The sequence below is a fragment of the Nonomuraea sp. NPDC059023 genome (assembly GCF_042740095.1).
GTDB lineage: Bacteria > Actinomycetota > Actinomycetes > Streptosporangiales > Streptosporangiaceae > Nonomuraea.
The window spans coordinates 82,766-97,387 of sequence record NZ_JBHYIO010000028.1 but is presented as its reverse complement, the minus strand read 5'-3'; the positions used below and the strand labels follow the sequence as shown (position 1 = coordinate 97,387).

At 67.9% G+C, this 14,622-nt stretch carries 14 protein-coding genes; 5 read left to right on the top strand and 9 right to left on the bottom strand.

What is annotated here, in order from left to right:
• Nucleotides 1–8: 8 nt before the first annotated feature.
• A complete protein-coding gene (locus tag ACFWYW_RS38380) occupies nucleotides 9–632 on the bottom strand; it encodes a phosphatidylserine decarboxylase (protein ID WP_379621328.1) in 624 nt (207 codons plus the stop codon).
• A gap of 18 nt (nucleotides 633–650) precedes the next feature.
• Complete coding sequence (locus ACFWYW_RS38375; protein WP_379621330.1) at nucleotides 651–1,928, bottom strand: metallophosphoesterase; 1,278 nt, start codon at nucleotides 1,926–1,928, stop codon at nucleotides 651–653.
• A 128-nt stretch (nucleotides 1,929–2,056) separates the two neighbouring features.
• Here ACFWYW_RS38375 and ACFWYW_RS38370 point away from each other — a divergent pair, with 128 nt between their 5' ends.
• Nucleotides 2,057–2,431, top strand: a complete 375-nt coding sequence (locus ACFWYW_RS38370) for a DoxX family protein (RefSeq protein WP_379621332.1) — start codon at nucleotides 2,057–2,059, stop codon at nucleotides 2,429–2,431.
• Between the two features lie 75 nt (nucleotides 2,432–2,506).
• On the top strand, nucleotides 2,507–3,277 hold the full coding sequence (locus ACFWYW_RS38365; protein WP_379621334.1) for an ArsR family transcriptional regulator: 771 nt from the start codon (nucleotides 2,507–2,509) through the stop codon (nucleotides 3,275–3,277).
• 63 nt (nucleotides 3,278–3,340) lie between these two features.
• Here the strand turns inward: ACFWYW_RS38365 and ACFWYW_RS38360 are convergent, their stop codons facing one another.
• From ACFWYW_RS38360 to ACFWYW_RS38340, 5 genes are read right to left on the bottom strand one after another with little or no spacing between them, the layout of a single operon-like run.
• The gene (locus tag ACFWYW_RS38360; protein WP_379621336.1) at nucleotides 3,341–4,828 is read right to left on the bottom strand and encodes a vanadium-dependent haloperoxidase; all 1,488 of its coding nucleotides are present in this window, start codon (nucleotides 4,826–4,828) and stop codon (nucleotides 3,341–3,343) included.
• A 22-nt stretch (nucleotides 4,829–4,850) separates the two neighbouring features.
• Nucleotides 4,851–5,918 carry a methyltransferase gene (locus ACFWYW_RS38355; RefSeq protein WP_379621338.1) on the bottom strand — a complete coding sequence of 356 codons (1,068 nt, stop codon included), beginning with the start codon at nucleotides 5,916–5,918 and terminating at the stop codon, nucleotides 4,851–4,853.
• Nucleotides 5,915–7,543 (bottom strand): FAD-dependent monooxygenase, encoded by a 1,629-nt coding sequence (locus ACFWYW_RS38350; protein ID WP_379621340.1) that lies wholly within the window; start codon nucleotides 7,541–7,543, stop codon nucleotides 5,915–5,917. The genes ACFWYW_RS38355 and ACFWYW_RS38350 overlap by 4 nt, the downstream gene beginning before the upstream one ends.
• A gap of 49 nt (nucleotides 7,544–7,592) precedes the next feature.
• Nucleotides 7,593–9,194 (bottom strand): cation acetate symporter, encoded by a 1,602-nt coding sequence (locus tag ACFWYW_RS38345; RefSeq protein ID WP_379621343.1) that lies wholly within the window; start codon nucleotides 9,192–9,194, stop codon nucleotides 7,593–7,595.
• Nucleotides 9,191–9,526, bottom strand: coding sequence for a DUF485 domain-containing protein (locus tag ACFWYW_RS38340; RefSeq protein ID WP_379621345.1), 336 nt, complete (start codon nucleotides 9,524–9,526; stop codon nucleotides 9,191–9,193). Before ACFWYW_RS38340 ends, ACFWYW_RS38345 begins: the two co-directional genes overlap by 4 nt.
• 201 nt (nucleotides 9,527–9,727) lie before the next feature.
• On the opposite strand from ACFWYW_RS38340, the gene ACFWYW_RS38335 reads away from it, so the two are divergent.
• Nucleotides 9,728–10,480, top strand: a complete 753-nt coding sequence (locus ACFWYW_RS38335; protein WP_379621347.1) for a DUF6081 family protein — start codon at nucleotides 9,728–9,730, stop codon at nucleotides 10,478–10,480.
• 5 nt (nucleotides 10,481–10,485) lie between these two features.
• On the opposite strand, the gene ACFWYW_RS38330 is transcribed toward ACFWYW_RS38335, so the two are convergent.
• Nucleotides 10,486–11,187 (bottom strand): SDR family NAD(P)-dependent oxidoreductase, encoded by a 702-nt coding sequence (locus ACFWYW_RS38330; RefSeq protein WP_379621349.1) that lies wholly within the window; start codon nucleotides 11,185–11,187, stop codon nucleotides 10,486–10,488.
• Between the two features lie 198 nt (nucleotides 11,188–11,385).
• Between ACFWYW_RS38330 and ACFWYW_RS38325 the strand changes: the two genes are divergently transcribed.
• Nucleotides 11,386–12,807, top strand: coding sequence for an MFS transporter (locus ACFWYW_RS38325; RefSeq protein WP_379621351.1), 1,422 nt, complete (start codon nucleotides 11,386–11,388; stop codon nucleotides 12,805–12,807).
• On the top strand, nucleotides 12,804–13,964 hold the full coding sequence (locus tag ACFWYW_RS38320; RefSeq protein WP_379621353.1) for a LuxR C-terminal-related transcriptional regulator: 1,161 nt from the start codon (nucleotides 12,804–12,806) through the stop codon (nucleotides 13,962–13,964). Before ACFWYW_RS38325 ends, ACFWYW_RS38320 begins: the two co-directional genes overlap by 4 nt.
• Here the strand turns inward: ACFWYW_RS38320 and ACFWYW_RS38315 are convergent.
• Complete coding sequence (locus ACFWYW_RS38315) at nucleotides 13,928–14,599, bottom strand: isochorismatase family protein (protein WP_379621355.1); 672 nt, start codon at nucleotides 14,597–14,599, stop codon at nucleotides 13,928–13,930. The genes ACFWYW_RS38320 and ACFWYW_RS38315 overlap by 37 nt on opposite strands.
• Between the last annotated feature and the right edge of the window lie 23 nt (nucleotides 14,600–14,622).

Genomic DNA, 14,622 nt, shown 5'->3' with positions numbered 1-14,622 from the left:
CGGGATCTTCACGCCAGGGGTGTCTGTCCGGCACGGGTGCGCTGCCGGACGCTGACTGCTGGTGTGAGGCCTTCGGGCAGGTACACGTCCACCCTCGATCCGAAGCGGATCAGGCCGATGCGATCGCCTTGCCTGACGACCTCTCCGGCGTTCACGTAGGGAACGACGCGCCGCGCCACGGCACCGGCGATCTGCGCGAACTCCACGTCGCCCAGGTCGGTCCTCAGGTGCCACACGACTCTCTCGTTGCGGTCGCTGTCCTTGTCGAAGGCGGGCAGGTATCCACCCGGGATGTGGGCGAGCGAGGTCACCGTTCCCGTGCAGGGAGCGCGGTTGACGTGGACGTTCAGCGGGTTCATGAAGATGGACACACGGGTCCGGCCGTCCGGCCACGGATGGATGCTCTGGACGACGCCGTCCGCCGGGGAGAGAAGCCGGCCCTGGCCCAGCTTTCGCTCCGGATCGCGGAAGAACCAGAGCATGAGGCCCGCGAGCATGACCAGCGGCGGAGCGGCCACGGCGCAGAGACGTGAGCGCCGGGACCCGGCCGCCGCGGCGGCCGCCAGGGCGAGGACCGGGAGGAGCCAGAGGGTCGTTCCGCGTGCCAGCCTTGGCCGTGGGCGGGTGGACATGTGCTGGTCCCTTCCGGCTCAGGCCTGCGGCTGGAGTTCGATGATCGCGATCTCGGGCGGGACTCCGGCGCGCACGGGCGGGCCGAAGAATCCGGCGCCGCGGGTGACGAAGATGGAGGTGGACTCCTTCCTCGCCAGGCCGGCGAGCACCGGCTGCTGCAGACCGACGAGCCGGTCGAAGGGGACGGTCTGGCCGCCGTGGGTGTGACCTGACAGCTGGAGGTCGACGCCGTGCCTGATGGCCGCATGGACCTGGACGGGCTGGTGCGCCAGGAGGATCACCGGACGCGCCGGGTCCCTTCCGCCGAGTGCGGCGGCGAAGTCCGGCCCCGCGTGGTCGTACATCGGCGCCATGACGTCGGTGACCCCGGCCAGGTCGAAGGCGGCGCCTCCGGAGGCGATCTCCACGCGTTCGTTCAGCAGGGGCCGCATTCCGAGATACCGGACCTGATCGACCCACTCGTCGGCGCCGGAGGAGTAGTCGTGGTTGCCGGTCACGAAGTATGTGCCCTGGCGGGAGGTCAGCGCGCGCAGCGGCTCGGCGGCGCGTCCGATCTCCGCGACCGTGCCGTCCGCCAGGTCTCCCAGTATCGCCACCATGTCGGGCTGCTCGCGATTGACCCGTGCCACGATGCGCTCGGCGAGCTCCCGGTGGAGGAACGGCCCGAAGTGCGTGTCGCTCACCGCGGCGATGCGGAAGCCGGAGAGCCGGGGATCCAGTCCCCTGATGGGTACGGTCACCCGGACGGTCCGCAGATCACCGAACGCGGCGCTCATGCCGTACCCGACGAAACCGGCCGCGGCACCGCAGGCGGCGAGCGCGCAGGCACGAGCGAGGAACAGCCGGCGTCCGGGTTCGTCGAGCTTCAGTGCGTCGAGGCCATCGGGGGTCCGGAGAGGTGTTTCCGCGTGCTCGTCCGGTTCCCTCCGCGGGGTCGCTACGAGGGCCGGCGAGGGCGTCCGCGCCACCTCGGTCTTCGTCGACCGTCGCCACCACATCAGGAGCGCCGCGCGTGGGACCTCCAGCACCAGCAAGCTGAGGAGCAGGTAGAACATCAGGGCGATCCATACGTACCCCGCCCAGGCCAGCCACCAGGCATCTACGCCGACCGTCCGGGTGACCATGAACCCGACCACGCCGACGATGCCGAGCCCGGCGATCGTCATCCCACCGGCCCGGCGCCATCGACCCGGCCGGGTGGTGGAACGGACGAGCCGCGCCCACAGATAGAGGTGAATGGAGACGGCCAGCAGCGTGATGATTCCGAAGAAGATGAGTGGATTATTGGTCAGCATGTCTTCAGAGTCTGGGAGCGCACGCTCTGCCGGTCACCACGTGTCCGCGCGATCTATGCCCGCGATTCAACGGGATATGGCGCGAATACGGGGCCACATTCTCGACAGGGCGGAGAAGAATCATGCAGATGACGAGGCGCGATATCGCCCTTTGGGCGGCTCAGATTCTGCTGGGAGCGTTCATCGTGTTCATGGCCCTGGCGAAGCTGGCCGGAACTCCCTCATCCGTGGAAATGTTCGACCAGATCGGGTGGGGCCATTGGTTCCGTTACGTCACCGGCGCGGTCGAACTCGCCGGCGGAGTGGGCCTGATGATCCCGCGGGTGGCGGGACCGGCCGCGCTCGGCCTGGTGGGCGTCATGATCGGCGCCACCCTCACCAATCTGACGATCGACCGGCCGGTCATGGCGGTGCTGACCGTCCTGCTCTGCGTCGCCTTCGCCGTCATCGCCAAGGTTCGGTGGAGTTCGACCAGGTTCCTGGTCGACCGCATCAGACGCTGAGCCTGGAGCTCCAACGCTCGAAAACGATGCATCGAACCACACTGGTGCATTTCCTGTTGATGTATCGTTGTTTACATGAAGCCTGGCAGAGAACTCGCGCCGCCGCCGTTCGCGCGGATGGCGGCCGATCCCCTGCGCTGGCGGCTGCTGCGAGAGCTGGCGCTGAGCGACCGGCGCGTCCGGGAACTGGTCGCGCTGGTAGGTGAGCCGCAGAACCTGGTTTCCTACCACCTGGGCCGGCTTCGGGCCGGCGGGATGGTCACCGCCCGTCGCAGTAGCTTCGACGGCCGCGACGCCTACTACCGGCTCGACCTGACGCGATGCGGCCAGCTGCTGGCCGAGGCGGGAGCGTCATTGCATCCCGGGCTGGCCTTCGATCCGGCGCCGATCATCGCGCCCAAGGCTCCGGCTCAGAAACCGTGCGCGGTGTTGTTCCTGTGCACCGGAAACAGCGCCCGGTCGCAGGCGGCCGAGGCGCTCAGCAGGGTCCGCTCCGATGGCCAGGTACAGAGCTTCAGCGCGGGCAGCCAGCCCAAGCCGCTGGTACACCCCAGCACGGAGCGGGTCATGGCCGCCCGCGGCATCGACCTCACCGGCCAGCGGCCCAAAAACCTGAGCGAGTTCGCCCGGCGACGTTTCCGTTACGTGATCACCTTGTGCGACCGGGTGCGCGAGGTGGTTCCCGCCTTCCCCGGCGACCCCACGCTCGTTCACTGGAGCATGCCCGACCCGGCCGCGCAGGAGGATGATCCTTCGGCGTTCGAGCTGATGGCAGATGACATCGAGACCCGCATCAGGTTCTGGCTGACGTCGATCGGCGTGCCCGCGAATCCCGTCCGGTCATAGCGGGCAGCCGCCGACGGCGGCACCCGCGAGGGGACACCGCCGACGGCGAGTGGTGCGGGCGGATCAGCCGCCGTTGAGCTTGCGCTGAATGAAGGTGTAGACCGAGTCGCCGACTTTCGGCGCGTACTCGGCCACGTTCTGAGTCGCGGCACGGAAGTGCACGCCGGCCCAGACCCTGCTCATGCGGCAGTCATTGGCCAGGTCGGTCCAGTTGTTCCAGCGCAGGGTGATGTCGGTAGCCGGAGTGACCCCTGGCTCGATCAGAGAGGATCCCTTCGCGCGCGGGACCGTGATGTCGATCTTGTCGGTGCCGAGGAACCGGCGGGCCGCCTGCGTGTAGGCCATGCAGTTCGCGGACGTGCCGGAGGGGTACTCGGAGTGATCGTGCGTGTTCGGGTAGCTGCGCCACTCGTTTCCGGTGATGTCGTTGACCGTGCCCCTGCCGGGGCCGCCCCAGGCCGTCACCTTCTTGTCTCCGTACAGGTAGCGGATCGCGGAGAACGGCCGGACCGCGTCATACCTCCGCTTGAAGTACCAGGTCGCGACGGTGACATCGAAGATGGACAGGTCGACGGTGGTGACGAAGTGCACGGCCTTCTCGATGTCGAAGTTGTGCTGTTTGAAGACCGCGTTGCCGGTGACGAATCCAAGGCTGTAGATCTTGTCGTTGAAGAACTCGGCGACCATCTTCCTGTGGTCGTTCAGGTTCGCCGACGCGGCCAGGATCTCGTCGGCCTGGCGCTTGTAGCCGACGCGATTGCGATGGTTGCTGTCGACCGGGGGTGAGACCGTGAACTGGGACGGGCTGCTGTAGGAGACCGGCTTGACCTGCCCGTAGTAGGGGGTCACATACTGCTGGGCTCTGAACAGGCCGTTCGATGAGATGACGTTCGGCTGCCAGCGGGACGGGTTGCGGAGCTCGTGGGGAGTGTTGACCGGCTTGTACCCGGTGTAGTCGGCGTACGACTGCCGGTTGTACGCGCGGCCTCCTTCGCTTCCGTCCCGGTTCGACCCGTCGTTCTTACGCGCCTCGATGACCTTCTTGGCCGCGAGGTTGCCGATGCCGATGGGAGTGGTGGTGTTCTCCGACCTGTCGTCGGGATCGAGCCCCACCGAGGTCAGCATGGTGCGGAAGTCCGCGGTGAAGTGCGGGAAGACCGCGGTCAGCGAGGTGTAGGCCGAGTAGATGACGGCGGTGTTCCTGTTGCGGGTGGTCGCCTCGCTTCTCGGGCGGCGTCCCAGGTTGGAGTAGATGCCCACCGCCGTCGCATGGTACGGGGCAATGGCGTCGAACCAGGCGAGCTCCACCATCAGGATATGGTCGGCGATCAGCGTGGCGTCGCCGCCGTCCGTGATCGTGCGCACCGCTTTCTGGAATCTGGGGTAGATGACCTCGGTCAGGGAGTTGCCGTTGTCGAAGTCGAAGGCCGCCGCCGTCTTGTGCTGCGAGGCGGCCGCGCCGGGGACCAGGCTCATCGTCAGTAACGCCGCGACGGCGACGGCCATCGCGTACTTCAGCCTCCGGCTCCATGACGGTCTTAGATCTGACACCTGACATTCTCCTTTTCGTTCTTTATGTGTGCGGCTTCATGGCGCAGAGGATGCCGTGGGCGACGAGGGCGTCGGCCGGCATTTCGCCGAGGTTCTCGGTGACTGCCTTCGTGATGGTGAATCCGCATTCCTCGAGCCACGCCTTATAAGTGGAAAGCTTCTGCGGCCCGCCCTGGCCCATGGTGCAGCCGAGGAAATAGGTGGGAAAGAAGTCGACCGCGTACGTGTCCTTGACGTCTTCCGAATACACCGGGCCGAGGATGTGGACCTCCCCGCCCGCTTCGAGCGCCCGGTAGGTATTGCCGAGGATCTTGAGCACTTCTTCCTTGTCGAACATGTCCAGGAAGTGCTTGATCAGCACGACGTCGAATCCTTCCGGCACGCTGCGGAAGACGTCGCCGCCGATGAACGAGCAGTGCTCGTCCACGCCCTGCGCCTTGAAGTTCGCCAGGCACTCGGCTTCCTTCTCGGGAAGGTCGAACGTCGCCACGCGGAGACCGGGCGAGGTGTTCGCCCGGTAGGCCAAGATCGCGCCCAGGCCGGTGTTCCCGGCGAGGTCGAGCACCTTGGAGCCGGGCGGTATGTCGATGTTCCCGAAGAACCAGGGGTCGATGTGGGTGGTGACGGCGTCCATCATCGTGCCCCAGGACTCCCGCAGTTCCTTCAGCTCAGCGAGGGCTTCATAGAGGTTGCCCGTGTGCCCATAGAGCTTTTTGAGCCCGACCGTCGTGCCGGTCCGCACGCTGTCGGAGAGGTAGAAGCTCTGCCGGAGCACCACCATCTTGATCATGTTCATGATGGCGAGCACCCGCTGGAGGTCCTCCTCGGCCACCGCGGCAAGTTCGGCGAGCGCGTACGTCCGCGACTCGTCGTCGTACGCGACGAGATCCTCCTTGACCAGCAGGTGCAGCAACTGCTCGACCGCGTCCGGAGCGGCGCCGACGACGGCGCCCACCTGGGCGGCGGTCATCCCGCTGTTGTGCCTCAGCGCGTCGACGATCCCGAGTTCGAAGGCGCACAGCAGGTTCATGAACCTCGTCGGCCCCAGCATGTATTCGCGAAATCTTCCGAGCACGCGTTCTGCGGTCATTGGGGTGTCCCCTTCCTGGGCGCGGCCGCCGAGGGTGACGCGCCGCGTATCCGCTGCACCACCGCGGTGGGGTTGGACGGACTTCGGTTCCCGCGCCAGGCCACATGGTGGTCGGGCCGGATCAGAACGAGGTCCCGCTCCCAGATCCCCCGGGCCAGGTCGTCTGTCACCACGGCGTGATGCACCGGCAGGCCTTGCTCGGCCGCCGCGGTGAGGAGCCCGTCCGCGCGACCGTCTCCAGCGAAGTCGACGAGGGTGAAGAACGCGCCGAACCGGTCGTAGAGGGGCGTGCCATCACCGAGCAGCACACTGGGCGGGCGGCCTCCGGGCCAGGTCGTCGGCGTGTAGCGTCGCGGGGTCCACTCGGGTTCCGGCGCGTCGTCGTGGCAGACGATGCCGGAGCCGTCGTATCGGTAGCCCAGCTCGACTCCCGTGTACTCGTTCTCGCCCCGCTCCGCCTTGAGGAACGAGGCGATCTTTGGCAGCGGGGTGCCGTTGCGGAGAAGCCCACCGGCTCTGAGGTGCACGCCGAGATGCCGATGGGAGGTGTGCATGTTGCGCAGGCCCACGGGGCGGCGCTCATCCTCGTAGCTGTCGAGAAGGCCGGGACCACCGAAGCCCTTGACCAGGGCGGTGATCTTCCAGGCGGCGTCCATCGCGTCGGCGATGCCGGAGTTCATGCCGTAGCCGCCGGTCGGGAACATCTGATGCGCGGAGTCCCCGGCGATGAGGACCCTGCTGGCGCGGTAGTGGTCGGCGATCACGAAGCTCGGGCGCCAGCGCGAGGTCAGCAGCACCTTGTCGATCTTCAGGTCTGCGTGCATGGTGCCGAGCGCGAACGCCGCCGGATCGGCGGGCGGCGGGTCGAATTCCGTGGGATCCATGCCGTTGACGTGCACGGTCCAGGTGTCGACCTCGTCCTGCGCGATGATCACATATCTGAAGGCGAAGTAGTGCCAGAACCGCCCATGGCGATGCAAGGTGTTCAGGTCACGGCTCTTGAAGTGCACCATCAGCGCGTTGGGCAGCTCGGGCGCGTCGAACCCCTTCAGCCCGATCCCGACGGACTTGCGAACCTGGCTCGACGCGCCGTCGCAGGCGATCACGTAGGGAGAGCGGACGAGGACCTCGCTGTCGTCCATGGTGCTGACCAGGCGGCTGACCACGCCGGTCTCGTCTTGGACGAGGGACTCGAAGCGCCAGCCGCACCGGAGCTCGACCCATGGGTGGCGTCGGCAGTGGGCTCGCAGGACCGGTTCCAGGTCGATCTGCGACAGGCGCTGCCCCGGCTCGACGGGTTGGGTGCCGTCATTGTGCTCCGCGATGTATTGCCGTTCCTCGGAAACCGAGGGAAGCCTCCACACGGTGATCGGCTGACCGGCGAGACCGGTCGACCAGATGACGTCGGCCTGGTGTTCGGGCCGGACGCCGACGGAGCGGACGTCGGCGGTGAGCCCGAGCCGCCGGAGCAACTCCATGCTCCGGGAGCTGATGTAGTCCAGCTTCGGGTGGTTGGTCGTTTCGAAGCTCTCCTCGACGAGGACGCAGGGAACGCCCTGGTCGGCGAGCGTGAGGGCGGCGACCATGCCGACCGGGCCCGCGCCCACGACGAGAACCGGATCCACGATTGCCTCCTGAGGATGTGGGACGGTCCGGCCGCCCCACATCACGTGCTCAGCGTGCTTCGGTGGGTGTGTGGCCGACTTGCGCGGGCGGAGTCGCATGGGCAGCGGACTCGCCGGCGCCGGTGAAGGCGCGGACCTGGAGTTCGGCGAATCCGGCCTCGTTGCGTTCGCGGCTGGTGATGGTGCCCACGTAGCCCAGCAGGAAGGTGATCGGCACCGAGGCCAGCGCGGGATCGAAGGTGATGAAGGCGATGTTGATGCCTTGGAAGATCGCGACCGGGCTCCCGGTCACCAGGCCGGAGAACACGGCCAGGACGCCGGTCACGATGAGCCCGCCGTACACCGACCAGCGCAGTCCCGCGCTGTTGAAGCGCTTCCAGAACAGCGAGTACACGACGGCCGGCAGGACCGACGCGGCGGCGAGACTGATCGTCATCGGCAGCAGGGCGTGGATGCTGGCTTGCAGCAGGACGGTGCCGACGACGACGGTGGCGAGCCCGATGACGACGGTGTTCCGCCGGGCCGCTTTCACCTCGGCGCCGGGGTCCTGCGGTTCCTGACGCATCGCGAACACGTCACGGGTCACCGACGTCACCGCGCTGATCAGCAGCGTGGCGAGCATGCCGACCACGATGATCAGGGCGAGCGCGCCGACCAGGCCCACCAGCCAAGGGCCGCCGACGGCGTTGGCGAGGATCGGCAGCGTGGTGTCGCGCGTAGGCGGCGCCACGCCGATGTTGAGCCCACCGAGCAGCGCCACGGCGCCCAGACCGACGATGGCGACGCACAGGTAGAACCCCGCGATGAGCAGGCCCGCCCAGCCGACGGATCGCCGCGCGTCCCGGCCCGAGGTGACCGCGGCGTTGCGCATGAACATGTACGGCAGAGCCGCATGCCCGACGAACGCGACGAACAACTTCGACAGATGGCCGATGGGTCCGCCGCCTTCGCTGAACTCGCGGCCGGGCCCCAGCAGGTCGAACCCGGCGGGGTGCGGCGCGGCCTTTGCCTGGGCGTCGCCGAGCAGCTGGAACAGGTTGAACCGATACTTCACCAGCACGACGGCGGTCAGCACGGCCAGCACTCCGATGATGAGAGCCGCTTTGACCACCAGCAGCCGGGTGGTTCCCCGCATCCCGCCCACGAGGACGAACACGGTGGCCAGCACGCCCATGCCGGCGACGACGAACGCTCGCCCAGCGCCGGCGTCGAGGCCGAACATGACGCGGGAGACGATCCCGCCGGCTTCCATCATCACGATGGCATAGGTGGTGTAGAGCACCAGAGTCACCACGATCGACGCGGTCCTGGCCGTCCGCTCGCCGACACGCAGCGCGAACAGGTCTCCGAGCGTCTGCCCGCGGATGTTGCGCAGCGGCGAGGCGAAGATCAGCAGCGCGATCAGCCAGGACATCACGAAGGCGGCGGAGAAGAGGAGGGCGTCGAATCCGTTGAGCGCCACGTGCCCGGTCATCGTGAACATGGTCGAGAGCAGGACAAAGCTCGCGAACAATGCGAGCGCGTTCTGCCCCGGGCCGATGCGCCGGCCCGCGACATAAAACTCAGCCGGGCTGGTCTGGCCGCGGCGGGCCGCGACCACGACTCCCGCCACCAGGATGAGCAGGGCGGCGGAGATGAGAGCGGTTGTCATCGGGCACCTCGTTCCAGATCCGCCCTGATCTCCTCGGCGAGGGGGTCCAGCTTGGTCCGGGCGAATCTCAGGTAGGCCAGGATGATCACCACCACCACGGCGAACGACCCCAGCACGAACAGCAGGCCGACGTTCACCGTTCCGATGACCGCCCGCCGGTAGAAACCGGGCGCGAAGGCTCCGAGAAGGCTGGTGAGAAACCACCACCCCGTGAAGGCCACGCTTGCCCAGAGAATGAAGGTCTGCAGGTGGCGACGCAGGTCCTTGAACCGAGCACTGTCATGCACGGCGACAAAGCGGTCGCCGTCCGGCGGCGAGCTCATCGTGCCCATGACACCTCCTCGTCGTGACGTGACGGTCAGAACCGCAGCATCCGTCATCGCCCCGGCACGGGCATGCCCCAAATACGGGATCTCCGGCGTGGTCCCAAAATGGCGCGGCGGTCCCGCCGAACCACGCGAAAGTGCGATGTACGGCGATGACCGCCAAGGCGAATGGTGGTGACGGTTCGAAACCGATCTCGAGGAGCCCGGATGAGCGTGGCACCGGAAATAGACACCTGGACGTACGACGACTTCACCGGCGGCGAACTCGATCCCGCACGATGGAGCATCATGGCCGTGCCAGGACCCGGCGGCGAACGGTACGTCTACCAGGACGAAAACGCACAGGTACAGACCGGCGACGGCCACGTCGAGATCACCGTCAACCCGTTCACCCGGTTCCACGACACGAACCCCGCCCAGAACAACGCCAAGCAGATGTACCGATCCGTCCGGCGCATCCCCGTACCGGCGGGCGGGGCGGTGACGTTCGAGGTCGACATGGCGATACGGACCTTCGGCCAGATTCCCTACAACCTGCTCGACGCCTTCGGCACCATGAACGTCTTCGACATGGAATCCGGCGTCGTGCTCAACCTCGCCGCCACCAATGACACCGTGTACGCGCTGGTGGAACGCCGCGGCATCCCCGGCGGCCCCCTGCCGCACGTGCACTACCACCACCGGGTTGTCCTGGAGACGCCGACGGAACCGGGCACCGAGCACACCTACGCCATCACATACCGGGCCGAGGACTCGGAAGCGATCTGGCACGTCGACGGTCAGGTCGCCTACCAGGCGCGCATTCCCGTGCCCGTCACGGGATTTCACATCGGCATGGCCCTGTTCTCGGCTCGGGACCTCACCCGCTACACCCGCGAGGAGCGTGAACACGGACAGGGCGCGAGCGGCCGGTGGGGGCCGTGGAGGATCACGGCCTCCGGTCGCGAGAGCGGCGGCTGAACAGGTCAGACGAGCAGCTCTCCCCCGTCGATGCTGAGATTCACGCCGTTGATCGAACGATTCTCCAGCAGGAAGGTGATGGCCTCGGTGCAGTCCCGCATCGTCACCAGCCGCCCGGTCGGCGTGCGTGCCTTGACGGCCTCCCAGACGTGGGGTTTGTCGCTCCAGTACGGCGTGTCGGCGACGAGACTCGGATGCAGGGCGTTGAACCGGATCGGCGCGAGCTCGGTCACCAGAGTCCTCACCAGCGCGGCGACGCCGCCGTTGGCGGTCGTCACCGACGTGGAGCCCGGGTAGGGCCGGTGCATGGCCAGGCCGCCGAGCAACACGGCCGAGCTGTCGCCGGACATCCGGGACACCAGGGCATGGACGACGACGGTGTAGCCGACGAGCTTCATCGTCAGCATGCGCGCCGCGTCGGCGGGACGGTACTCACGGACGGTGTTGTGGTCCCGCTCCAGCGCGGCGAGCACCAGTCGATCGACCCTGCGCACGCTGCCCAGCGCGGGCGCGATCTGTTCAGGAACGGTCAGGTCCAGCGCCAGGCCGCGGGCCTGCGAGCCGATCTGGCCGGCGATCTCCTTGGCCCGGTGCTCGGTACGGCCGGTGATGACCACCTCGCACCCCCGGGCGGCGAACGACTCGGCGGCATGCCGTCCGATCCCCGATGTCCCGCCGATGACAACGACATGAATGCGGTCGGACATTGATTTCCTCCTGCCGTCCGATGACCGGCCCGCTGACCGTACCCGCCGCTGTTACGGACGGTCGTCACGTATTCGCGGTATTCCAGGTGGCGCACGGTGCCGTCAATGCGGTTCTCGCGGTGAACCACGTGAATGGGCGATGGCCGCACGCGGCCGGAAACGGTGAGGCTCGACGTGAAATCGGCGAAAAGAGGCGCGATGACACAGGCACGCCAAGGTGAGCTGGGCCGGACCAATCGGTGGTGGGTCGTCGGCGGCATGGGGCTCGCCATCTTCATGGGCTCGCTCGACATGAGCATCGTCGGCGTGTCACTTCCGGCCATCCGGGACTCACTCGGAGCTCCGACAGCGACCGCGCAGTGGGTCGTGCTCGGATACCTGCTCCCATTGGTGGCGCTGGGCCTGCCGACCGGCCGGTGGCTGGACAACATCGACCGCCGGGTAGCGCTGGCCTGCGCCTGCGCGGGCTTCGCTCTCGCCGCCCTCGCGGCAAGCCTCGCGCCGACGATCGGCTGGCTGATCGCGGCCCGCGTGGTCCAGGGCGTGTTCAGTGCCGCGTTGCAGGCACTGATTCCCGTTCTGATCACGACGTCGGTCGAGGCGCGCGTGCGTGGCCGGGCTATGGGGATCGTCGACGCGATCGGGATGCTCGGGTTGATCACCGGGTCGGTCGCCGGGGGCCTGCTCGTGGCGTCGGTGGGGTGGCGGTGGGTCTTCTTCCTGAACGTGCCCGCCTGCCTCGTGCTGATCGCGCTGGCGTTCCTTCAGGTTCCCCGCAGTGGCGGCGTCCGTCCGCCCGCGCGCAGTGCGGCGGTGGAGGCGGTGTTCCTCATCGGCGCGGCGGGCATCGTCATGATCGCGCTGACGCTCGCGACAAGCCAGGGGCCGCAATGGCTGCTGCTGGTGCTCGCGGCGGTACCGCTCATCCTGGCCTGGCGCAGGCTTGCCGTGAGCGTGCCGGTACGAAAGCTGCTGACGCTCCCCGCGATGCGCCGCCCGCTCGGCACGCTCGGCGCGACCTCGATCTCCGTCGGTCTGCTGTTCTACATCGTTCCCTTCTACCTGGTCACCTTCCTGCACACACCCGCCTCTGTCGTGGGTCTCGTGATGCTGGCGCTGCCGCTGGCGGCGGCCGTGTGCGGTCCACTCGCGGGCCTGCTGGCCGATAGATATGGATATCCGCGGATCGAGCTCTTCGGGTTGGTCCTGGTCATCTGCAGCCTGCTGCTACTCCTACCGGCGAGTGAGTCCTGGCAGGCCGTCGATGTGGCCTGGCGGCTTGCGCTCGCCGGCGCCGGTCTGGGGTTGTTCAACGCGCCCAACATGAGCGCGGCGATGTCGGCCGCGCCCGGTGCGCTCCTCGCCACCGTGGGATCGGCCACCAGCGTCACCCGGCAGGGCGGATTCGCGCTGGGCCCGGCGATGGCGACCTTGATCTGGGGACTGTGGAGCTTCGGTGCCGACGGTATCCGCGGCACCTTCACCGCGGCCTCGCTGGTGGTGATCGCCGCCGCCGTCCCGCTCGCCCTTCACATCTGGACGAACCGCTCGCGCGAGCCGGAATCGATGAGGGAAGACGTGACGGCGCCGGATGGCCCATCCCCGTCGGAACGTCCATGACCCGCAAGCTTCGTGGCCGGGAAGCGGAAGAACGGCAGATCGCACTCCTGCTCCGCAGGGTCGCGGCCGGCGCGAGCAGCGCGCTCTACGTCGAAGGCGGTTGGGGCAGCGGTCGCACCCGGCTGCTGCGGGAGGCCGCCAGCCTAGCCGCTCATCAGGGGTTCACCGTCCTGGACGGCAGTTGGCCGTCCGCGACCGACATCAGCGCGCATGCCTCGCACCGGCCGGTCCTCGTGATCCTGGACGACCTGCATCACGCCGACGCGGCACTCATCCGCAGCCTCGACACGGCGTCGTGGCGGCTGCGTGACCGCCCGATCGCCTGGATCTTCAGCCGACGCCGCGGGGCCGGTGATCCGGCGGCCGAGCGGCTCTTCACCCGCGCGCGCGTGGCAGGCTCCCACGTGGACCTGCGCCCTCTTTCCGCCCATGCCATCGGGCAGATCGTGTCCGACCATGCGGGCGCCGCCGCTGCCGGACTCCCACACCTCGCGCGGATGACGGGCGGGAACGCGCTCCTGTCCGTCGAAATGGCCAGGGGCGTAGACAGTGGCAGGCCTGGTGATTTCATCGATGAGCCGCCCGATCGAGCCCGAGCGTGCGTACGAAGCGGCATGGTGGATCTGAGCGAGGTATGCCGCCAGCTCCTCTGCGTCGGTGCGCTACTCGGGCCTCGCTTCACGCTGGGTGACGTGGCGAAGATGCTGCGCCGAACCGTGGCTGAGCTGATCGCGCCGGTCGAGGAGGTTCTTGCCGCGGACATCCTCGCCTGCGAGGGTGAGTGGCTCGTCTTCACCCAGGAAGTCTTCCGGCGCTGCCTCCTGGCGTCGCTCCCGCGCCCTGCACTGACGGCGTTGGAGGCCGAGGCCGGCCGCGCCGGAGTCGAGGAGCGGTTTCACGCCGCGAGACTCCCCGATCCGGTACGGAAGGCGGCCGGATGGGCGGCGCTGAGCGACGCCGAGCGTACGGTCGCCCGACTGGCCGGCCAAGGACTGACGAACCAGCAGATCGCCAGCCGCGTGTCCCGGTCGCCCCACACGGTCAACTACCACCTGCGCCGCATCTTCAGAAAACTGGGCATCCGCTCGCGCATCGAACTGGTCATGCTCGCCCCCGCAGATCATTCGGCAGCGGACGTGATGGACACGGCCGGCTGAACCTCCAGTTCCTTCAGCGCGCGGGCCGTGGACAGAGGGACCGCGCACCGGGCCGCAGCGTACCGGAGCGCCATGGCGTGGTGTTCCAGCGAGAAGTCAGCCATCGCATCGGCCACCAGGAACGGCTGGATGTCCCGGGTGAAGGCGTCGCAGGCGGTCATGAGGCACCCGACGTGGGCGAAGACCCCGCAGACGATGAGCTGGTCGCGCCCCGCGCGCAGAAGCCGCTCCTCCAGATCGCTGCGGTGGAAGGCGCTGTAGCGCCATTTGGTCAGTACCGTCTCGCCAGCCCGGGGTGCGACCTCGTCGGCTATCGCCCGGTCGGACTCCCGCCTGCTCATGCCCGGCCCCCAGAAGTCGTGCAGCAGCCCCCGCTCGTGGCGGGTCATGTCCCCCGGCTGCGCGGTGTACATCACCGGCACGCCGGCCGCGCGGGCGGTGGCGATGAGCTTGGCCGTGTTGGCCAGCAGCTCCGCCAGCGGGGACTCCCCTTCCGGGAAGGGCCGCAGGAAGTACCGCTGCATGTCGTGCACCAGCACGACGGCCCGCTCCGATCGTGGAAGCCAGGGCACCGCCGGGCTCGGCAGATCGGTCTCGCCCGGAATGCGATACGACGCGAATCCATCCATGGCCATTGGCTGCCTCCTCTTGCGTTTCG